Origin of the sequence: Streptomyces sp. NPDC088147 (genome assembly GCF_044741565.1) — a bacterium.
GTDB lineage: Bacteria > Actinomycetota > Actinomycetes > Streptomycetales > Streptomycetaceae > Streptomyces.
Window position 1 is genome coordinate 386388 of the sequence record NZ_JBIUSY010000004.1, and the last position, 21715, is coordinate 408102.

Consider the following 21715-nt stretch of genomic DNA (forward strand, 5'->3'; position numbering starts at 1 on the left):
GGCCTGAACGAGACATCGGGGCGGCAGCGGAGAACGCCGAGCAGGGCCGGTCCGAACCAGACCCGCGCCGCTGGAAGTTATTGGCGGTACTCGCGACCGTGCAGTTCATCATCTTCCTCGACGCCACCATCGTGAATGTCGCGCTGCCGTCCATCCGGGACAGCCTCCGGCTCAGCGAACAGCAGTTGACGTGGGTCGTGAACGGATATCTGCTGGCGGCCAGCGGGCTGCTGCTCGTCGGCGGCCGGCTGGGGGACGTCTTCGGGCGGCGGAAGCTGTTCGCCGTCGGGGCCGGTCTGTTCGCGGCCGCGTCCGTCCTGGCAGCGGTGTCGGTCAACGCGGAGACCCTGCTGACGGCCCGGTTCGTACAGGGCGTGGCCGAGGCCTGCGCGGCTCCGGCCGCGCTCGGCATGATCGCCCTGACCTTCACCGACCCCAGGGAGGCACAGAAGGCCTTCGCCATCTGGGGTGGCCTCTCCGGGCTCGGAGCGACGCTCGGCGTCGTGCTGTCCGGCGTCCTCACCGATCTGATCAGCTGGCGCTGGATCTTCTGGATCAACCTGCCGCTGGCCCTCGTGCCTCTCGTGCTGGTGTTCGTCTACGGCCGGGAGAGCACGATGGACGGCAGGCGCGCCGTCGGCCCGGTGGGCGCGATTCTGGTGACCGGCGGAATGGTGGCGACGGTTCACGGCATTCTTCAGATCACCGCCCATCCGGTGGCGAGTGCCGATGTCGCCCTGCCGCTGATCGGAGGACTCGCCGCCCTGGCCGCTTTCGTCGTCCTCCAGGCGAAGTCCGCCCATCCGCTGATGCCACTGTCGTTCCTGCGCAACCGGGTACGGGCCGCCGGCTATCTGGGACTCTCCTTGCTGAACGCCGCGACGGCCGCGATGTTCTTCCTGCTGGTGCTGTACATGCAGAACGTGCTGGGGTACAGCCCTCTCGCCAACGGGCTCGCGTGGGTGCCGTACTGCCTGATGTTCCTGCTCGGCCTGCGCGCGGGGCTGACCGCCATGTCCAAGCTGGGTGCCCGCGCCGTCATCACGGCCGGGCTCGGCATCGCCGCCCTGGGGATGGGGTGGCTGGCTCTGGTCCCGGTCGACGGTGACTTCTGGACATCGCTGCTGCCCGGCATGGTGGTCCTCGGCTTCGGCGGCGGAGTCACCTTCCCCGCCGTCCAGACGGCCGCGCTCTCCAGTCTGTCCATGCAGGACGCCGGCCTCGGCTCCGGCATCATCACCACGCTGGGCCAGCTCGGCCAGGCCGTGGGCCTGACCGCCCTGGTCACCGTGTCACTGGCGGTGACGGCCGGCTCCGACGCGGGCGGCGACCAGGCCGTGGTGGACGGGTACGGCATCGGCCTGGCCATCGGCGCGTGCGTCCTCCTGGCGGGCGCGATCGCCACCCGGGCCACCTTCGGCACCGTGAACCGGGATGTCGCCAAACTGGCCTGAGAGAGGCCCACGCGGGCCGGCCAGCCGGGGCCGACCCGCGTTCCTCTCGCCAACACGCCTATGAATAAGGCGAGTTGTGCTGAATTTCATGGAAAGTCCTTGTAGAGTCACCTGGTATGACTTCACCCCATGTGGTCTTCTACCGGAGCATGAATCTCGGCCACGCCGGCAGCCCGGATCGAGCGACGCTGGAAGCGGCGCTCTCCGCCGCGGGAGCCGCCTCGGTCACGTCGTTCCAGACGAACGGCACCGTACTGTTCGAGGCGGACGACCCCGTGGGCGTCGTCGAGACGGCGTCCCGGACCCTGAAGTCGGCTGCGGGCTACTCCGAGGCCGCCGTCGTCCGCAATGTGGGTCTGCTGATCGATGTCCTCGACAGCAACCCGTTCGACGGGCATGAGGACAGCCGTACGTACCGCAAGACCTTCACCTTCTTCGACGGCGGAAAACCCATCGGGCTGAAGCTGCCCTGGACGAACACGAGGGACGACGTCGACATCGTCGGACTCCGCGAGGGCCTCGCGCTGAGCGTCATCCGCAAGGCCAAGTCCAACGCGGGGAGCCCGACCGCCGAGATCGAGCGGCTGACCGGAGTACCGGCCACCACCAGGACGCTGGGCACCATCGAACGGCTGGTGAAGGCGGCGGGACGCGGCTGAGCGGGAGGATCCGCGCCCGGTGCCCGTGCGACGCGGGTGCCGGCCTCGCTCCGGCGGGGCTATCGGCCCGGCCAGGCGGCCACCACCTGATGTGCCTGGGCCGGGTTGAGGCGCGGATCGCACAGGGGCTCCGGAGCTCCGGGCGGCCAGGCCCAGCCGGCCTCGTCCGAGACGCACTCGACGACGGGGGCCGGGGACACCTCCAGATGGAGCCCGCCGGCCACACCCCGCTCGGCCGTGACCGCGGCGTGGAAGGCCCGTACCTCCCGGACCAGGGAGCCGACCAGCCGGATCTTGCGGCCCTGCGGACTGCGGAAGGTGTTGCCGTGCATCGGGTCGCAGAGCCAGACGACCGGGTGTCCGGCCCGGCGCACCGCCGCGACCAGCGGGGGCAGCAGGGCTTCGACCCGCCGCTCGCCCAGCCGTGCGATCAGGGAGAGCCGGCCCGGCTCCCGGCCCGGGTCGAGCCGGTCGCAGACCGCCACCAGTTCGGCCGCCGTCATGCCCGGCCCGACCTTGCAGGCGACCGCGTTGGACACCTGGGACAGCAGCTCCACATGCGCTCCGTCGAGCTGCCGGGTACGGTCGCCGATCCACGGCCAGTGTGTCGAGGTCAGGACGGGCCGCCCGTCGTGGCGCCGTACAAGAGGCAGCTCGTAGTCCAGGACGAGCGCCTCGTGGCTGGTCCAGACGCGAGGCAGGGCGTGGCCGCTCCTGGCCGGACGGGCCGAGGCCAGGACTCCGGCCACCTCCGCGGCGGCCCGGTAGCCGGCGGTCATACGACGCGGGTCCGGCGTCCGCGACTCGGCGTCGAAATCGGGACCGTTGACCAAATGGCCGCGGAAGGCGGGGAGTTCACGGCCGTCCCGTACCTCGGTGGCCTGCGAGCGGGGCTTGGCGTACTGCCCGCCGATACGGCCGACGGTGACCACCGGCCGCCGTGCCCGTGCGCCGAGCGCGTCACCGAGCGCGTGGAGCAGGCCGGCCCTGTGGGCGATCCGCTCGGGCGTCGCCTGTTCCGGGACCTCCGCGCAGTCACCGGCCTGGAGCACCAGCAGCCGGCCCCCGGCGACCTCGGCGAGCAGGCCGCGCAGCTCGGCGGCCTCGGAGCCGCTCACCAGGCCCGGCGCCGATGCCAGTCGCGCGGTCACCCCGGCCACGGCGGCCGGATCAGGCCAGTCCGGCTGCTGCCACGCCCGACGGGCACGCACCGCGCGGACCACCGCCTCGGAAGCCGGGTGCGCACGCACGGAGCCGATGAGATCACGGCCGGCAAGGGACACGGTTCAGTCCTTCGTTTCGGGGACTCGACGGAAACGGCCAGGATCGCCCTCGCCCAGCCGCAGCGCCTCGGTGACGAGGGCGCGGATGACCTGCGGCCCGTGTTCGGTGAGCACCGACTCCGGGTGGAACTGGACCGAGGTGAAATCGGGGCCGCGCAGCGCGTGCACCTCTCCGGTGGCCGGGTCCCGGCTGACCTCGACCAGCCCGCCGTGATGGGGCTCCGTCACCTGGGAGATCTCCGACCAGGCGGAGAAGGTGTTGTAGAAACCGGCGTCGACGCTCTCACCGAACAGGTCGATCCGCCGTCGGACCCCCTGGTTGGGCTCGGGACGGCACCGGACATCGAGGCCGAGGAGGCGGCACAGCACCTGGTGCGAGAGGCAGACGGCGACCAACGGCTTGCGTCGTTTCAGGAATTCGCCGACCAGTGTGTGCAACCGGTCCATCTTCGGCTGGTCCGTGCGGCCCGGGTCTCCCGGCCCCGGCCCGGCGACGACGAGGTCGTAGCCGTCGGGCGCCGGAACGTCGGTCCACGGGACGACCGTGACCGCCAGACCGATCGCCCGCAGCTGATAGGCGAGCATCGCGGTGAAGGTGTCCTCGGCGTCGATCATCAGCACGCGCTGACCGGTCAGTTCGGGCACCAGCCAGTCCTCCGGGGTCCGCGGGGACAGCCAGAACCGTGCCAGCCCCCTGTTGCGCTCTCGCAGCAGCCTCCGGGCCCGGGGGTCACGGGCGATGTCCGGCCCGGCGGGCCGGGGTGCGGCGACACGGTCCCCGTGCAGGGCGGACAGGAAGCCGGCCACCTTCGCGTGGGTCTCGGCCACCTCGCTCGCCGGGTCGGAATGGCGTACGACCGTCGCGCCCACCCCGACGCTCAGCCGGGCGTCCGGGGTGAGCTCCGCGGTGCGGATCAGGATCGTCGAGTCCATCGTCGCCGCGCCGTCGGCGTCCCGGCCGATCAGCGCGGCCACCCCGCTGTAGTATCCGCGCCCCGCCGGTTCATACCGGGTCAGGACCTCGCAGGCGTTCTGGACCGGGCTTCCGGTGACCGTGGGCGCCAGCAGTGTGCGCCGGAGGATCTCGTGCGGCGGGAGCACGGTCCGGCCGCGGACGAAGTACTCACTGTGGGTAAGGTGCCGCATCCGCCGCAGATACGGGCCGTCCACGCGCAGGCCGGCGTGGCAGATGCCCGCCATCATCTTCAGTTCCTCGTCGACCACCATGTAGAGCTCCTCGATCTCCTTCCGGTCGGCGAGGAACGCGAGCAGACCGTCGAGGGTCGGCCCGCGCCCGGAATGGCGGTACGTTCCGCTGATCGGGTTCATGGCGGCCTCGCCCGCGCCGAGGCTGATGTGCCGCTCCGGGCTGGCGCCGACGAACGTCCGCCGTCCCGTGTGGATCAGGAACGTCCAGTGGGCTCCCGACTCTCCCCTCAGCAGCCGCCGGAACAGGGCCAGTTCGGTCGCCACCGAACTGTCGCGCAAGCGTGCCGAGTAGCTTCGCCTGATGACGAAGTTCGACCCGGACCCGGCACCGATCTCCCGCGCCACCACCTCGCGCACGATCGCCGCGTACCGGTCGTCGTCCAGGTCGAACCCCGCCTCGCCGAACGGGACGTCGATGTCCGGAGCCGTACGCAGAAACCCGTCCAGGTCCAGCGTCGACCGCTGCTCGATCCGCAGGGCCAGCAACGGTGCCCCGTCGTCGGTACAGGCGTAGCCGCGCTCCGCGACCTGCCGAAAGGGCACGACGACCAGGGTCGTCGGCCCGGCCGCCCGCGGGCCGTCCGCCGGCGGCTCCTCCGCCGGCAGCTGCGCGAGGTACGACAGCTCGGCCACCGGCCCGCGGAGCAGTTCCAGGACGCCGGGCGCTGTCATACCCGGGCGGTACAACAACGCGAACGGCTCCCCGTCGTCCAGACCGTCCACCGGCAATCCCTCCCGCGCCGCTTCCGCCACCGGTGGCACCGCGCTCAGGCGCGCGGCCGGATCGACACCTTGAGGTTCTCGGGCATGAAGAACCCCCCTTCGGCCACCGACAGCTCGTATGCCTCGGGGACCTCCACATCGAAGGAGCGCACGATCTCGGCCAGGGCCAGGCACGCCGCGTGCAGCGCGAACTGACGGCCGATGCAGGCGCGCGGGCCCGTCCCGAACGGCTTGTAGAGGTGGGGTTCCCTGGCCCGGACACGCTCCGCGCGGAACCGGTCGGGGTCGAAGGCGTCGACGTCGCCGCCCCAGGCCGCGTCCCGGTGCAGGCCCATGGTGAGCACCGCCGCCCATCCGCCGGCCTTCACCTCGTGCTGCCCGCCGATGACCGTGTCCTCCGTGGCGACCCGGAGAAACGCCGGGGTGGGGGCCCAGAGCCGGAGCGTCTCGTCCACCGCCCTGCGCAGGGTACGCAGCCGGTGGACGCTCTCGAAGCCGATCCGCGAATCGCCGGCGGTCGCGCCGATCTCGGCGCGCACCGCCGCCAGCAGGCTCGGATCCCGGGAGAGGAAGTAGAGGCAGAAAGTGATCAGCGACGCGGTGGTGCCGTAGCCCGCGACCATGAACGTCGTCACCTGGTAGCGCATGTTCTCGCTGGACAGCTGCTTTCCGGTGACCTCGTCGCGCGCGTGCATCATCGTGCCGAGGATGTCGCTGTGTGTGGTCTCCGCCGACCGGCGACGGGTGTCGATGACATCGTCCACGGTCTTGTTCATGGTCTCGATCCAGGCGCGGAACTGCTCCTCCCGCTGCTGCTGGACCTGCGGTGGCAGCACCGAGTAGGCCAGCGCGTTCACCATGGAGCTCACATAGGGGTGGTTCTGCCCACCGCCTTCGTACGAGCCGAAGTCGAAGCCGAAGCCGGCCTGCCCGATCATGTCGAGCGCGAGCGTGGTGGCGCTTTCGGCGAGATCGACCCTCTCGTCGTCGGCGGTCCTGGTCCAGTGCTCGACGAGCCTCGCGACGGAACCGGCCATCTCGTGGTGGTAGCGCTGCAACGCCTCGCGGCTGAAGGCCGGCAGGAGTATGCGGTGAGCGAGCGCCCAGTTCTCCTCGTCGTTGTAGGCGGTGAACAGCCCGTCACCCGTGACCGGCCGGAACGCCTCGATGCCGAAGCCGGTGAACTTCTCGAAACGGGTGTCGTCGAAGAGGTCCTTGGCGATGTCGGCGCCGGTGACGACCACCATGCCGAAGCCCGGCGCCTGGGTCTCGAAGATCGGCCCCAGTTCCCTCGACCACTGGTACATCCGCTGCATGGGCCGCACGAAGTCGGAGTTCTCCATGTCCAGGGTGTCCGGCCGGCGTCCGGCCGGGTGCGGAATGCCGTCGAGTCCCGGCCACATTTCCTTCAGGTCCACTGTGTTCCCTTTCCTCTCCGATTCACTTGCCGTGACACCCGGTCGGTACGTGCGGCACCGCCTTACGCCGGCCTCCTGGCCGGGACGCCCACGGGGGACCGGTCCCGTTCGCCGGCGAACTCGTCGGCCAGCAGGTCCGTGCCGGTGAGCTGCCGGTGCTCGCGGAGCACCCGGGCCAGCCGCGCCATCCGGACCACCATGCGGCGAAGCATCTCCATGCCCTCCTCGTCCGTGAGGACCTCGCCCTTCTCATTGCCGAACAACACGGCCGGGAAGCCGTACCCGGGGACGATCATGCGGTTCAGCAGGACGTTGTCGAGCAGTTGGTTGTGCACCTCGACGTGGGAGTACCTGCGTCCGGTGACGAAGACGCCGCCCACCTTGTTGGTCAGCACGCGGTCGAACCGCAGATGACCGGTTCCGGAGCGCTCCAGGAACGTGGGCATGGTCGGCGCTGATCCGAATCCGTGCACGGACGTGGCGTAGATGAGGGCGTCCGCGGCGGCCATCCGCTCGATCAGCGCCGGCAACCCGTCCTCGATCTCGCACGGCCTGCTGCGGAAGTTGCAGTCACCGCACGGCCCGCACGGCGACAGACGCAGGTCCCACAGGCGTACCACTTCGAGATCCGCGTCCTCGCCTGCCAGGATCTTCTCGACCTGTCCGAGCGCGTGCGTGATGTTGCCGTCCGGGCGCTCGGAGCCGTTCAGGGCGAGGAACCTGAGCCGCTTCGCGGACGTACCGGCGCCGTCCGTCCTGGTGTGAGTCATGACCGTCCCTCACCGAGTACGGCGAGCGCCGGGCCGGAACCGGACCGGAAGCCGGCTCAGCCGATGGACGGTGAAGCTCGGCTTCCAGGCGAGCTGCTCCTCGGGGACGGCCAGTTCCAGACCGGCCAGCCGGTCCACCGTGACGCGGAAGGCGATCTCGCCCTCCAGCCGGGCCAGGGGAGCGCCGATGCAGTAGTGGGTGGAGTGCCCGAAACTCAGATGCGGGTTGGTCTCACGGCGCACGTCGAAGCGCGCGGGGCACGACACGGCGCGCTCGTCGTGGTTGGCCGTGGGCAGGCAGATCGCCACGTGGTCTCCCTTGGGGATCCTCACACCCGCGAGTTGGAGGTCGTCGGCGGCGAAACGGTAGGTGATGCCCGATACGGCGCTGTCGTAGCGCAGCATCTCCTCCAGTCCTCGCAACGTCGCGTCGCGGGACCGGTCCTCGCGGAAGAGCCGCAGTTGCCCGGGGTGGCGCAGCAGTGCGAGGAGACCGTTGGCGAGCAGGTTGACCGTCGTCTCGAAGCCCGCCGACAGGAACAGGAAGGCATTGGACCGTGCCTCCCGCTCCGTCATCCGACCGTCGTCGACGGCCTCGGCCATCGTCGTCATGACGTCGTCGCGCGGGTCCCCCCGGCGGCTGGCGAGCAGTTCACCGGCGAACGCGTCGAACCACTCGCCCGCGGCGGCGATGTCGGCGCCGTTGGCAGAGGTGTTGACGCCGGTGATGACCGCGGCCCGCGCCTCGAAGTCGGCTCGCCGGTCCTCCTCCACACCGAGAACCTCGCTGATGACCGCGATCGGAAGGGGCAGGGCGACGGCCGGTATGAAGTCCGCCTCGCCCCTCTCGACGATCTCGTCGATGAGACCGTGGGTGAATTCCGTCATCCACGGACGGAGCTTCTCGACCTGGCCCCGGGTGAACGCCTTCTTGACGCTCTCCTTCATCCTGCCGTGGTCGGGCTGGTCGGCGAAGAGGAGGTGCCGGCTCAGCGGGAAGTCGCTGTTCGCCAGGGTGAGATAGGGCATCAGCTTCTCGTTGGCGGCCGACACGCTGCGGACCAGACCGGGGTGCGAGAGCGCCTCCTTCATCTCGGCGTTGCCGAGCACCAGCCAGGCCGGCATCCCGTCGGGGAGCAGGATGGGCACGCAACCGCGGCGCGTGCCCAGATCGCGCTCCAGGGACGCGACGTCACTGAAGTGCTCGACAGTCAGTGGTACGGCCTCGCGGACGGACATGTGCGTCAGCTCCTCTGTTCGCCGGAGGTCTCACTGTGCACCGCGGCGGTTATCCCGGCTCGTCCGTCGTCGTCGGCCGCTTAACCGTGGCTGAACCCCGTGGTGCGAGCCTCGGCCGTCCATAACGGCAAGCCCCCGGTGACGGGCGCTGACGGCAGGGGTTCTTCACATGACCACGGAAGAGAAGGAACACTCCCTCGGCAACGAGGCCGGCGAACGGCCCAACGCGTGCCGCATCTACGGCCGGCTCATCGGCGGGGACACCGTCGCCGAAGCCGACGGGGTGGCGCTGGCGCGCCTGTTGAGCATCAATCCGGGCACTCCGGCGGTGGCCCGCGAGAACCGCCGGTTCATGCTCCGTGCCGCCCGGACACTCGCGTCGGAGTTCGGGGTGCGGCAGTTCCTCGACCTCGGGTGCGCGTTTCCCACCGAGGACTCGCCGAACCTGCACGAGGTGGTGGCCGCCCGGCGGACGGAGACCAGGGTCGTCTACGTCGACGTGGAGGCCGACGCCGTGACCGCGTGGCGGGACCGGCTGGGTGACACCGAACACGTGGCAGCCGTGCGGGGCGCTGTCCAGGACCCGGCGGCCGTACTGGGGAACGCCCTGGTCCGTGACACGCTCGACTTCTCGCAACCGGTCGCCCTGGTGCTCACCGGCGTGTTCCCGTTCGTCTCCGACGAGGACGACCCGTGGGGGCTGCTGGCCCGCTTCCGGGACGCCACGGCCCCCGGCAGTTATCTGATCCTCTCCCATGCCCTGACGTCGGAGGACTGGCCGGAGGGCGCCGAAGAGGTGCTGCGGCTCTACCGGGAGGAGATCCAGCCGATGTTCCCGCGGTTCGAACGGGACGTCCTGCGTTTCTTCGAGGGTTACGAACTGCTGGAGCCCGGCGTCGTGTCCACCCCCGCGTGGCGGCCGGACGAGGAGATCCCGCCGGAGGTGGTGTCCTTCAAGCGGGCCGTGGCCGGGGTGGGCAGGAAGGTCTGAAGACGCCCGCCGTCGCCCGGACGGCCGGTGCCCCGGCAGCCCCTCCGGCTGCCGGGGCACCGGCCGTTCAGCGCTCGCCCAGCAGACGTTCGGCCTCTTCGTCGTCGAGGGAGGCCACGAACCGCACGAGCGCGTCCCGCTCCGCACGCGCCGCGTCCAGCAGCTTCCCCACGCCGCGCGGGGTGGCGTCCGAGAACAGGTCGTCCATGAGGAGTTCCAGGCCGAGTTCGTCCCTCGCCCTGGCCACGGTCCGCGCGACCGTCAGGGAGTGCCCGCCGATCTCGAACAGGTTGTCCGCCACGCCGACTTCGCCGCCCGTCATGGCCGACCAGCCGGCCATGACCCATTCCTCGTGCGGGGTCGGCTCGGCGGCGTCCGGCCCAGCCGGCCCCCGCGCCCGCCCCGTCACGGCGCCGTCCGCCGCCTCCTCGACGACCCGCCGCCGGTCGACCTTCCCCCTGGTGCTCAGCGGTACGGACGCGGACTGCCCCACGACCGACGGCACCATGTGCTCGGGCAAGAGTGCCGGGAGACGCTCCCGCACCGCACGGGCCGCCCCGTCCTCGCCGGTCACCAGGAGGTGAAGGGTGCCGTCCCGGACGGCCGCGGCGGCGTCCCGCACGCCGGGCGAGCGACGCGCGGCGGCCTCGATGTCACCGAGTTCGACGCGGTGGCCCCGCACCTTGACCTGGTCGTCGGCGCGCCCGAGGAACTCGAACGTGCCGTCTCCGCGACGGCGCGCGAGGTCACCGGTGCGGTAGGTACGGCCGGGTTCCGCCTCGACGAAGACGCGCGCGGTGGCCTCGGGCTGTCCCGCGTATCCGTCGGCGAGCGCCGGACCGCCCAGGCACAGCTCGCCGACGATGCCGGGCGCCAGCGGGCGCAGTGTCCCGGGGTCGGCCACCCAGGCGGTGTAGCCCGGCAACGGCGTGCCGATCGGGAGGTCGCCGCCGCTGTCGGCGTCGGTGGCGGACACGGTCGCGCCCAGCGCCCACACCGTCGCCTCGGTGGGCCCGTAGAGATTGACCAACTCGTCGGTACGGCGGGCCAGTTCGCCGGCCACGTCCGGCGGCAGGACCTCGCCGCCGGACAGCACCCGGGGAATCCGGTGCTCCTGCCGCCAGCCTCCGGCCATGAGGACCTTCATCAGCGACGGCGTGCCGTGCACCACGTCCACCGCCCCCTCCTGGATCAGCCGCACCGCGCGGCCGACGCCGTGCACGCCCGCCCCGCCGGCGAGCACAACGGTCGCCCCCGCGGTGAGGGGCAACAGAAGTTCGTACAGCGAGATGTCGAAGGTGGTGGCCGTCATGGCGAGCACACGGTGCCCGCTCCCTGCGAAACCCCTGCTCGCCATGGCCGCGGCGAACGTGGAGAGCGCGCGATGGCTCACCCGGACGCCCTTGGGCCGGCCCGTGGAGCCGGACGTGAACATCAGATACGCGGTGTCGCAGGACCGCCGGACGAAGGGCGCCGCGGCCAGCCCCTCCCCCGTGAGCGGTTCCCCGCCGCCGCTCCCCGGAGCCGGACTCCCGCCGGCCTCCGTGCGGTCGGACAACAGCGGCCCGTCGTCCCGGCCCGCCGTGGGCGCGTCCCGTACCAGCAGCCGGGCACCGGCGTCGTCGAGGATCATCCGCAGCCGCTCGGCGGGAAGCCTCGGATCGACCGGGAGGTACACGCAGCCCGCCTTGAACACGGCGAGCAGGGTGATCGGCACGAGGGCGGAGTGTTCCAGCAGGCAGGCGACAACGTCTCCGGGTCGGGTCCGCGCGGCCAGCCGGGACGCGAGCGCGTCGGACCGGGCGTCGACACCGCGGTAGTCGATCTCCGCGTCCGGTGTCCTCAGCGCGACGCGGTCCGGCCAGGTGCTCACCGCCGTGTCGAAGGACGCCAGTGCGGCCGGGGCCCGTACCGGCCCCGGTGTGACGGACACCGCGGCACTGTCGTAGGGGACGGTCAGCGAGCCGAGCGGCCCGTCTCCCTCGGCCATGCCCTCGACCAGTGCCACGAACTCGGCCGCCAGTTGTCCGATGTGGCGGCGTGAGTAGGTGGCGGTGGCGAAGTCGAAGCGGATCCGGGCGGCTTCCCCGTTCGGCGACACCGTCATCTGGAGGCCGACCCGGGCCGTGCCGTTGTGCAGCCCGTGGACGCGCCAGCCGAAGCCGTCGTCCACCGCCACGACATCGTCCGCGACGAACGGGTCCATGGTCACGAGCACCTCGTACAGCGGATTGCGGCCGGGGTTCCGTGGCGCGCCGAGGGCCCGTACCAAGGACGCGAAGGGCACCTCGTACGGGGTGCGCCCGCAGGCGGGCCCGTCGACGAGGGAGCGGACCACCTCACGCACCGTGCGAGCCGGGTCGGCGTGGACCCGGACCGGGACGGTGTCGGCGAACGGGCCCACGCACTCCATCTGTGACGAGGTGGACCGCCCGGTGACGGAGAGCCCGTATACGGCGTCGGGTGTGCCGGAGTGCCTCGACACGACAGCGGCGAGGCAGGCCAGCACCGCCGCCGCCTCTCCGCCCCCTTCGGTGTGCGCGACCGCCCGCAGCCGCTCCCACGCCGGGGCCGGCAGGTCGACGGTGACGTGGTCGCCCCGGTAGCGGCCGGCCGCCCCGCCGGGCCGCAGATCGCCGGGCAGCCGCGCGGGAGGCCGCCCGCCGAGATGCCCGCGCCACCACTCCGCGGCGGATACGGAGACATCCCCGCCGCCGAGTGCACCCTGCCGGGCGAGCCCCCGGAAGGCGGGCTCGTGCGGTCCGCCGGGCACCGAACGCCGCCGGTACCCGGTGGCCACCATGCTGACGATCTCCGCCATCGACATGCCGTCGGCGACCGCGTGATGGCCGATCAGCACCAACAGGTCCGGCTCGGTCCCCGAAGCGGACCGCAGGAGGGTCGCGGTGAACAGTCCGCCCCGCTCCATCCGGACCGGCTCGCGGGCCAGTTCCGCCGCCCGCTCCCACACCCGGGCCGCCTCCTCGGTGCGCACCCGCACCGGCGGCGTGCCGGCCACGACCGACCACAGGGCTCCGTGGCCGTCCGCCTCGAACCGGCCGCGCAGCACCGGGAGCCGGGCGGCCGTCTTCTCCACGACCTCGGTCAGCGCCGCCTCGTCGTACGTTCCCAGCAGCTCCAGCGCGAAGGGGACGGCGTACGGGGACGGTGCGTCACCCACGGCCTGGTCGACGTAGAACTGCGCGGCCTGCCCCACCGAGGCGGGTACGGGGACGGCGGGATCGGAGAGGTCCCGCCCGGCCGGGGCCGCGGCGCCGACGCGCTGTCGTCGCTCCTCCTGGCTCATCGCCGCCCACCGTTCGAGGGTCATCGGGCCCGTCCTTCCCGGTACGCGCCGTCCCCGGCGTCCCCGAGCCTCGAGACGATCACCTCGGCGAGCTCGTGCGGCCGGTGCTTGGAGAAGTAGTGCTCACCACCGCGGATGACCGACAGGGTCACCCCGGCGCCGTACCGGCCCCAGTCCGTGTACCGCTGCTCGAAACCGGCCGTGGCCGGGTCCTCGCTGCCGACGACACAGTGGACCGGTGCCGTGATCGGTTCGATGTCCCTGCCGTGCTCCTCGTGGTAGAGCGTGATCATCTCCCGCAGGTCGTGGCGGACCACCCGCAGCATTCTCGTCAGGTCGCTGTCGTCGAGTACGCCGGCCAGGCCACCGAGGCCCCGGATGTGTCCGAGGAGCAGGTCGTCCTCCGCCTCCCGTACCAGTCGCATCGAGCCCTCGGGATCCAGGTCGGGAAGCGCCGCGCCGAGGAACACGGCCCGCACCTCGACGCCCCTGGCCTCACAGGCACGCGCCAGTTGGACGGCCGAGGCGCAGCCCGCGCACTGACCGTAGATCACCACAGGGCCCGGGAGCCGGCCGGCGATCTCCTCGGCGCATCGCCGGGCCACTTCGCGGATGCCCCGCAGGTCGCGGCGGTCCGCCGGGTCGTGGCCCGGCAGGTTGACGGCCCAGACATCGAAGCGGTCGCCCAAGGCGTCGGCGAGCGGCTGGTAGACGACGGCGTTCCCGCCGCCGTGCGGGAGGCAGACGAGACGGTCCCGTTGCCGTCCCGGAGCCTCGCCGGGCGGTTGTGCCGGTCCCGCCGACAGGCGCAGCAGCAGGTCGAGTGCGCCGTGGTCCGCGCCGGCTCCCCCGTCCAAGTGCTCCGCGAGCGCCGCCACGGTCGGGTGTTTGAAGACCGCGGACGCCGGCAGATCGCGCGAGACCAGTTGTGCGGCGCGCACCGCCTTGAAGGAGTCGCCGCCCTGCTCGAAGAAGTCGTCGTGTCTGCCGAGGGCCTCGGCCCCGAGCACCTGGGTCCAGGCTTCGGCGACCCGGCGTTCCGTCGGTGTGGCCGGCGGCTCGGAGAGGGGTCCCGGCGCGGGCGGCGCCAGGTCGCTCGCCGCGAGGGCTCGGCGATCGGTCTTGCCGTTCGGTGACAGCGGGAACGAGCGCAGCACCTTGATCCTGGCGGGCACCATGAACCCCGGCAGCACGGTCCTGAGGGCACCTCGCAACTCCTTGGTGTCCACGTCGAGGTCGGTCGCCACATAGGCGACGAGCTCCTTGCCGCCGCCGGGCCCGGTGGCGGCCAGCACCGCGACCTTGTGGAAGTCGCCGAGCGCGTTCAGCGCCGACTCGATGTCCCCGGGCTCGATGCGCAGCCCGTGGATCTTGATCATGTCGTCGTCGCGGCCGAGCAGTTCCAGGTACCCGTCGGGACGCCACTTGGCGATGTCGCCGGTCCGGTAGCGCCGTGCGCCCAGCACATGCACGAACCGCTCGGCGGTGAGCTCGGGCATCCGGTGGTATCCGGCCGCCAGGCCGTCGCCGCCGAGAAGCAGGTGGCCGGGGACTCCGACGGGGCTCAGCCGGCCGTCGTCGTCGACCACGACCGCCGTCTGGTTCGCCATGGGCTTCCCGTACGGAATCGACTTCCAGTCCGGCGCGACCGTCGTGCAGGAGTAGTACGTGGAGTGGATCGAGGCTTCCGTGGCACCTCCCAGGACGGCGAACCGGCTGTCCGGGAAGAGGGCGTACCAGCGGGCGGGCGCCGTGAGGGCGACCCAGTCGCCGCCGAGCACCGCGCAGCGCAGGGGCGGCGCCTCCTCGGCCGAGCCGCTCTCCAGATGGCCGAGGAACATCTCCAGCAGGGCCGGTGCGGAGTTCCACACCGTCACACCGTGGCGTACCGCCCTCTCCTCCCAGTGCGCGGGGTCGCGGGCCAGCTCCTGGTCGACCACGACGGCGGCACCACCGAAGCCCGGCACGCCGAGCAGCTCGAAGACCGACATGTCGAAGCTCGGCGACGACACCGTGAGGACCCGGTCGTCCGGTCCCAGGCCGAGCCGTTCCGCCAGGTCGGCGAGGTTGTTGAGGATGCCTCCGTGGCGTACGGCGACCCCCTTCGGGCGGCCGGTCGAACCGGAGGTGAAGATGACGTACGCCACATCGTCGTGGCCCACGTCGGGCAGCGGGGTGCCACCGTCCCGTCCCTCGGCCTCCAGCACGGGCACGGTGACGTCGTCCTCGTCGATGAGCAGCGCGAGGGCGGCCGTACGGGAGATGAGCGCGACCCGCTCAGCGGGGTAGTGCGGGTCGATCGGCACGAAGGCGGCCCCGGCGGCCATGGCGCCGAGCACGGCACCGAGGTAGTGCGCCCCGGGCTCCAGGCGGACTCCGACCATGTCGCCGCGTCCGACACCCCGCCGCAGCAGGGCGGTGGCGACGCGGCCGGCCAGCTCGGACACCTGGTGGAACGACCACCGGTCGCCGGTGGCCTCGACGAGGGCGAGTGCTCCAGGCGTGACCCGTGACTGGCGGGCGAACAACCCGTGGAGGCTGTCGGGCAGTTCGAACTTCCGCGCGGTGTCGTTGTGCCGGGCCAGCTCGGCGGCTTCCGCGTCCGCCATCACCGGGAGGTCCAGGACCCGGCGCGCGGGATCGAGCACGCCGGCTGTCAGACAGGCCTCGTACGCCGCGAGCATGCGCTCCGCGGTGGAGCGGTCGAAGAGTTCGGCGTCGTACTGGAAGTGCAGCCGGGTGCCGTCGGGCCGGTTGCGCACGCTGACGAGGAGGTCGTACTTGGCGGTGCCCGCGACGAAGTCGTCGTCGAGGGTGGCGTCCAGGCCGGGCAGCCGCAGTGCGCTGTCGGGGGTGTTGTCCTGCTGGAACAGCACCGGTGTGACCGAGCGCCCGGTCCCGTCGCGGACGCCCTCCAGGGTGTCCACCACCAGTTCGAAGGGAATGCCCGCGTGCGGCTGACCGCCGAGCACGGCCGCCTTCACGGACGCGACGACGTCCGCGAAGGTGTCGTGGGCACGCACCTCGGTCCGCAGCACCAGGGTGTTGACGAAGAAGCCGACGACTCCGGCCAGGTCCTCGGAGTCGCGTCCGGCCGCCGTCGTACCGACCGCGACGTCGTCACGGCGCTGGTAGGCACGCAGCACCACGAGGAAAGCGGCCAGTACCACCATGAAGGGGGAGGCGCCGCACTCCGCCGCGACGGCACGCACCCGCCGCGCGACCCCGGACTCGACCCAGCGGGCCACCTCGCCACCGAGCTGGGCCGATTCGGCGGGACGCGTCCTGTCGGTGGGCAGCGCCGGGGGGCGCAGGTCCCGGAGCCGGTCACGCCAGTAGGCCAGCCCCTCCTCGAATCCGCCGGTCGATTCGCGTTCGGCCTGTTGGCGCGAGAACTCGGCGTAGGAACGGCCCGCGGGTGGCAGCCGCACCGCCTCCGATGCCGCGTTCGCCTCGTACACGGACGCGAGTTCCCGCATGAAGACGCCCATGGACCACTGGTCACAGGCGATGTGATGGATGGTCAGCAGCAACAGCCAGTGCTCGCTGTCGATCTCCACCAGCGCCGCGCGGAACACCGGTCCGCGTGCGAGGTCGAACGGCTTCGCCGCCTCGGCGTGGACCAGCCGTTCGGCGGCCTCCTCGCGGAACCGCGGGGGCAGGTCGGCGACCGAGTGCCGGGAGAGGACGGTCGCGGGCACCGGCCCGGCTTGCTGGCGCAGCTCGCCGTCCACCTCGTGATAGGTGGTTCTGAGCACCTCGTGCCGTTCCAGCATGATCGTCAAGGCGCCGGTCAGCGCCGGTACGTCGAGCCGTCCCGAGATCCGGTGCAGGATCGGCACCGTGAAGGCCGGTCCCGGCGCCAGCTCGTGGACGAGCCACATCCGGCGCTGCGCGTGGCTGGCCGGGGCGTCGGTGGCCCGCCGTACGGCCGGATCGGCGGCCTTGCCCGGCACGGAGTTCCCCGTCATCGACTCCAGCAGGCGGCGTTGTGCCGGAGAGAGAGCGGGCCACTCGTCCTCGATGGATGTCACATGGGCCTCCCGACGTGGTTGTCCGCCGAAAGCTAGGAGCGACGGGTTATGAGGGCCCCGTACCTCCCCGCGAGGTGCGTAACTTCCCTCTAACCGCGACGGACGACCATTCCGAGCGAGGAGGGGCCATGGAGACGTACGACGTGGTGGTGGTGGGCGCTCGGTGCGGCGGCGCGCCGCTGGCGACGCTGCTCGCCCGGCAGGGCCTGAGCGTGCTGCTCCTCGACCGGGGAGAGCGTGGCACCGACAAGCTGTCGACCCTGTACATCCATCAGCAGGGGGTCGCCTTCCTGCGGGACTGGCGGGTCCTGGAGCAGGTGAGGGCGACGGGGGCGCCGCCCATCACCGGGCTCACCTACCGGGTGGGGGACGTGGAGCTGCGCGCGCCCGGTCCGTTCGTCGGTGGTGGCGACGCCGCGTACGCGCCGCGGCGCAGCGATCTCGACGAGGTGCTGTGCCGGGCCGCCGAGGCGGCGGGCGTGGCCGTGGTCCACGGCGCGTCGGTCACCGGGCTCCAGGAGGAGAACGGGCGTCCGGCCGGCGTGCGGTACCGACGCGCGGGCCGCTGGCAGCAGGCCCGCGCGGGTCTGGTGGTGGGCGCGGACGGGCTGAGGTCGACGGTGGCGAAGCTGGTGTCGTCCTCCTCGTACGCGGTGCACTCGAAGCTGAGCTGTTGTCTGTACGGGTACTGGGCCGGGCTGGACGCGGGTTTCGAGCAGTACCAGAGCGACGGGCTGTGGGTGGGTGTCATCCCCACGTCGGAGGCGCATGTGGTCGCCTGCTATTTCCGGCAGTCCGAGTTCGCCCGGGTGCGGCTCGACGTGGAGAGCGCGTACGACCGCTGTGTGCGCACCGCCGCCCCGGGGGTCGCCGGACAACTGGCGGATGCCACCCGGATCGGGCGGCTGATCGGCATGGGCGACCAGCAGAACTATTTCAGGACGGCCGCCGGCCCCGGCTGGGCACTGGTCGGGGACGCGGGCCACCACAAGGACTCGCTGACCGCGCGCGGCATCACGGACGCGTTCGTACAGGCCGATCTGCTGGCTCGGGCCGTGGCCGGCGCGGGATCCATGGAACCTTCGCGGCTCGACGCCGCGCTGGCCGGCTACGCGGCGGAACGGGACCGCCGGATGATGCCGTTCTACCGCTCCACGCTCGCGGTGGCCCGGCTGGACGTGGAGGCCGAGCGGCTGGAGGAGCTGCGGCACGTCGCCGCCTCACCGGAGCTGAGCGCCCTGTACGGCGCGGCGGTCGCCGGTGCGATGACGCCCGAGGAGTACCGCCTGCATTCCGCGGCGCTGACGCCATGACACCAGGAGGACGAAGATGACCGGACCGACGGATGAGCCCACCGGCCTGCGCGGCGACGCCGACATGTACACCAAGCCGGTACTGATGATCTACGACCCGATAGCGCTGGGGATGGTCTGTCCCGTCGCGTGGCGGTGCTCGCGCCGGACGATGCTGTCCTTCTACAACGACAGTGTCCGGGGGCATCATCTCGACATCGGGCCGGGCTCGGGCTTCTTCCTCGACAAGTGCCGGTTCCCCGCGGGAAGGCCACGCGTCACACTGCTGGACCTGAACGAGCTGGTGCTGCGCACCGCGGCCAGACGCGTCGCCCGCTACGCACCGAGGACCGTGGTTCGCGACGTGCTCGGCGAACTCGATCTCGGAGACGAGAAGTTCGAGTCGATCGCCCTGCAGAACGTGCTGCACTGTCTGCCCGGGACGATGAAGCAGAAGGGCGTGGTGTTCGACAACATCCGGCCGCTCCTCGCCGACGGCGGGGTCCTCTTCGGCTGCACCGTACTCGGCAAGGACATCCGGCTGCCGGCCCACGGGCGCTGGATGATGGAGAAGTACAACCAGGCCGGCTCGTTCCGGAATACGGAAGACAGCCTGGAGGAGCTCACGTCGCAGCTCAGCGCACGCTTTCGCCGCTATTCCGTGCGGACGCGCGGTGCCGTGGCGTTCTTCGAGGCGCACCGCTGAGCGTCCTGAGACGGCGCCGGCCGGTCCGGGCGGGCGCGGTGCGCCCGCCCGGACCGGCCGCCTCGTGCCGGCGGTGTCGCGCTGCCGCGCGTACCGCCGCTACGTCGTCACGTCACATCGCCGCATGACCGCCGACAGCGCCATCCGCGTCTCCCCGCTGACCGATACACCGAGTTCACCGAGAAGACGGCTCTCGCAAACGCTGTACCATTTCAGCGCCATTCCGAGCTCTCCACGCTTTCCGTGGATTTCCATCATCAGGCGGTACGTTCCTTCGTTGTACGGGTCGATATCGCTGGCCCGCTGACACCATTCGATCGCACCGAAATCGTCTCCGCACTCGACGGCCAGTGCGCCGAGCCGCTGTACGACTTTCAGGGCCGTCGACTGATACCAGACCCTTTCCTCTTCCGCCCAGCGCGACTCCTCTGCCGGAAGAAAGGGGCCGCGGTACAGAGAGACCGCGGATTCGTACTCCCGGACCGCGGCGGCCCGGTCGCCTTTCCGTTCGAAAGACATCCCCCTCTTGGCGTGTCCGCGGAAGGCCTCGCAATCCACCCAGGCCCCCGGCGCCTGCAAGATGTACCCGAAGTCCTGGTACTCCACTCGCACACCCGAGCGGTCGTCCATGAGGGCCCCGTCGGCGAGCGCCTTGCGCAGGGCATGCGCGGCGACCTTCAGCGAACTACTGCTGGGCGACTTGTCCTCGCCCGGCCACAGCACCTCGCTCAGGATCTCGCGGGGCACCACGACACCCCTGCGGGTGATGAGGTATTGGAGCATGCTCCTGGCCTTGCCGGCACGCCACCGGGTGATGGACACCCCGTCGGCGGCCACCTCGAACCCGCCTAACAATCTGACCTGCACTTCACCACAGACCACGCTTCCCCCCAGCTTCCCCTGTGATCTCACCCCGTGTGAACGAATCGCCCTCCCCCGGCGCAGACACTTCGTCAGTACCTCCTGAAGCAACTGCCTACAGGGGCGACAGGCCAAGCTTAAATGATCCAAAATAAGAAAGAAAGCGTCCAAGGTGATCCCGACGTGGCATTTCCTCCTTTATCGATCATGAAATAAACACCCCTCCTTACCCTGGCAACCGACCTCCTAAACCTCCGCCGAAAGGGAGTAATTCCTTTTCGCATAACCCATCCCGAACCGGGGCTCATTAGCGTGCAGCGCATGACGCTCAGGATGGAAGTCGGCGCGCCGAAGGCCCCATCGCCCGACGACGAACAACATGCCTCGTACTACACATCGTTGCTGGACATCGAAGAGCGATGGGACGGCGATCCCTCCTCGGAGGTACTCCGCGCGTGGCGCGGACAGCGCACCGCCGAGGTGACCGACTGGGTCAGAGCCCGTTCTCCCTTCTACGCGGAGCGGTTGGGCCGCGAGCGGGAGGCCGCCGGGGGAACGTTCTTCACCACGAAGGACGACCTCGTGACCGCCGGCCTGTCCGTTCTCAGCGGTCCGGTCGGCGAGGCCCAGGTGTACTACGAGACGACCGGCACCACCGGTCCGCCCACTCCCTGCCCGCGTTCCTCGCTGGAGGTCGCGGCCAGCAACCGGGGCATCATCCGTGCCTGGCAGGAGATGCTCGCCCGGCGCTTCCCGGGTGAGCGGCCGTTCGTGGCCGTGATGGGCCCTTCGGAGCTGTACGCCTTCGGGGATGTCTTCGGCAATGTCGCCCAGTCCTGTGGGCTCGGCCATGTGAAGCTGTGGCCCGACTCACCGCGCGTGGGGTTCGCGAAAGCGCTCAGGCTACTGCGTCAGCTGGCTGTCTCCGTGGTGGTGTGCGCCCCGTCGATGGTGCTCGAACTCGCCCGGGAAGTGCTGCGCGCCGGCCACGACCCGGCCGATCTGCCGGTGTCGCAGTTCCTGGTCCTGGGCGAGGTGTGCACGCCGGAGTTCCGCCGCAACGCCGAGACGCTCTGGCCCCAGGCACGGGTCGGGCCTGGCATGTACGGATCGCAGGAGGCGATGTGCATCGCGGGAGGCTGGCCCGACGGAAGACTCAGACTGTCCGAACTGAACTACTCGGCGGAGCTGGTGGACCCCGGCACCGGTGAACCCGTCACCGGTGACACCGGCGAACTGGTGGTGACCATGCTCACGCCAGGTGTGAAGCCGCTGATCCGGTACCGCACCGGGGACCTGGTGCGGTTCGACCCCTGGACCCCGGGCGACCTGCCGGGCCGGGCGCTCACCGTGCTGGGCCGGGCGAAGGACGACGTCCGGTTCGCCGACGGCCGTTCGGTCACGGCGTACGACCTGGAGGAGGCCGCGCTCGAAGGGCTCGAACGATGCCTCGGCTACCAGATCGTCCTCGATCACCGGGCGACGGCAGCGGGCCCGCCGGCGGATCTGCTGACGCTGCGACTGCGGTTCGCCGACCCGGCACCCGGGCGTGATCACTGGGCGGCGGCCGCCGGCCGGATGACCGCTCTCACCGGAGCCGAGGTCCGGGTCGAGGTCGTGGACGACCTCGACGCCCGGACTCAGCAGGGCTCACTGATCAGCTGGAAGGCCGCGCGGGTCGCCGACCGTCGCCCCGGCCCCGTGCGAGCCCCCTGACCCCGCGACCGCGACCGCGACCGGCAGGGCTGGCCGCCCCACTCACCGGAGGA

Annotated in this window: 14 protein-coding genes; 6 read left to right on the forward strand and 8 right to left on the reverse strand. The window is 71.2% G+C overall.

The features are described from left to right. Positions 1-98: 98 nt before the first annotated feature. Positions 99-1454: an MFS transporter gene (locus tag ACIOGX_RS16875; protein ID WP_383963289.1), complete on the forward strand. Its 1356-nt coding sequence runs from the start codon at positions 99-101 to the stop codon at positions 1452-1454. Positions 1455-1570: 116 nt separating this feature from the next. Next, a complete protein-coding gene (locus ACIOGX_RS16880; RefSeq protein WP_401913918.1) occupies positions 1571-2113 on the forward strand; it encodes a DUF1697 domain-containing protein in 543 nt (180 codons plus the stop codon). A 59-nt stretch (positions 2114-2172) separates the two neighbouring features. Here ACIOGX_RS16880 and ACIOGX_RS16885 read toward each other — a convergent pair whose 3' ends face one another. The 5 genes from ACIOGX_RS16885 to ACIOGX_RS16905 all read right to left on the reverse strand — a co-directional run bounded on the left by ACIOGX_RS16885 (position 2173) and on the right by ACIOGX_RS16905 (position 8755). Then, positions 2173-3396, reverse strand: a complete 1224-nt coding sequence (locus tag ACIOGX_RS16885) for a 3-deoxy-7-phosphoheptulonate synthase (RefSeq protein ID WP_401767222.1) — start codon at positions 3394-3396, stop codon at positions 2173-2175. 3 nt (positions 3397-3399) lie between these two features. Beyond that, complete coding sequence (locus ACIOGX_RS16890) at positions 3400-5277, reverse strand: anthranilate synthase family protein (protein WP_401913921.1); 1878 nt, start codon at positions 5275-5277, stop codon at positions 3400-3402. A 95-nt stretch (positions 5278-5372) separates the two neighbouring features. Continuing rightward, positions 5373-6746 carry a cytochrome P450 gene (locus ACIOGX_RS16895; protein WP_401913923.1) on the reverse strand — a complete coding sequence of 458 codons (1374 nt, stop codon included), beginning with the start codon at positions 6744-6746 and terminating at the stop codon, positions 5373-5375. A 62-nt stretch (positions 6747-6808) separates the two neighbouring features. Continuing rightward, positions 6809-7516, reverse strand: a complete 708-nt coding sequence (locus ACIOGX_RS16900; RefSeq protein WP_401913926.1) for a flavodoxin family protein — start codon at positions 7514-7516, stop codon at positions 6809-6811. A gap of 9 nt (positions 7517-7525) precedes the next feature. After that, entirely contained in the window at positions 7526-8755 is a 1230-nt protein-coding gene (locus tag ACIOGX_RS16905; protein WP_401913929.1) for a cytochrome P450, read from the reverse strand. A gap of 169 nt (positions 8756-8924) precedes the next feature. Between ACIOGX_RS16905 and ACIOGX_RS16910 the strand changes: the two genes are divergently transcribed. Next, on the forward strand, positions 8925-9746 hold the full coding sequence (locus ACIOGX_RS16910; RefSeq protein ID WP_384763900.1) for an SAM-dependent methyltransferase: 822 nt from the start codon (positions 8925-8927) through the stop codon (positions 9744-9746). 67 nt (positions 9747-9813) lie between these two features. Here the strand turns inward: ACIOGX_RS16910 and ACIOGX_RS16915 are convergent, their stop codons facing one another. Both ACIOGX_RS16915 and ACIOGX_RS16920 read right to left on the reverse strand, forming a co-directional pair. Continuing rightward, positions 9814-13077 (reverse strand): amino acid adenylation domain-containing protein, encoded by a 3264-nt coding sequence (locus ACIOGX_RS16915; protein WP_401913933.1) that lies wholly within the window; start codon positions 13075-13077, stop codon positions 9814-9816. Continuing rightward, complete coding sequence (locus tag ACIOGX_RS16920; protein ID WP_401913936.1) at positions 13074-17087, reverse strand: amino acid adenylation domain-containing protein; 4014 nt, start codon at positions 17085-17087, stop codon at positions 13074-13076. Before ACIOGX_RS16920 ends, ACIOGX_RS16915 begins: the two co-directional genes overlap by 4 nt. A gap of 128 nt (positions 17088-17215) precedes the next feature. Between ACIOGX_RS16920 and ACIOGX_RS16925 the strand changes: the two genes are divergently transcribed. Beyond that, complete coding sequence (locus tag ACIOGX_RS16925) at positions 17216-18400, forward strand: FAD-dependent oxidoreductase (protein ID WP_401913938.1); 1185 nt, start codon at positions 17216-17218, stop codon at positions 18398-18400. 16 nt (positions 18401-18416) lie between these two features. After that, positions 18417-19085, forward strand: a complete 669-nt coding sequence (locus ACIOGX_RS16930; RefSeq protein WP_383975379.1) for a class I SAM-dependent methyltransferase — start codon at positions 18417-18419, stop codon at positions 19083-19085. 99 nt (positions 19086-19184) lie between these two features. On the opposite strand, the gene ACIOGX_RS16935 is transcribed toward ACIOGX_RS16930, so the two are convergent. Next, positions 19185-19922: a BTAD domain-containing putative transcriptional regulator gene (locus ACIOGX_RS16935; protein WP_383965028.1), complete on the reverse strand. Its 738-nt coding sequence runs from the start codon at positions 19920-19922 to the stop codon at positions 19185-19187. Between the two features lie 345 nt (positions 19923-20267). Here ACIOGX_RS16935 and ACIOGX_RS16940 point away from each other — a divergent pair, with 345 nt between their 5' ends. Then, complete coding sequence (locus ACIOGX_RS16940; RefSeq protein WP_401913942.1) at positions 20268-21662, forward strand: phenylacetate--CoA ligase family protein; 1395 nt, start codon at positions 20268-20270, stop codon at positions 21660-21662. Positions 21663-21715 lie beyond the last annotated feature (53 nt).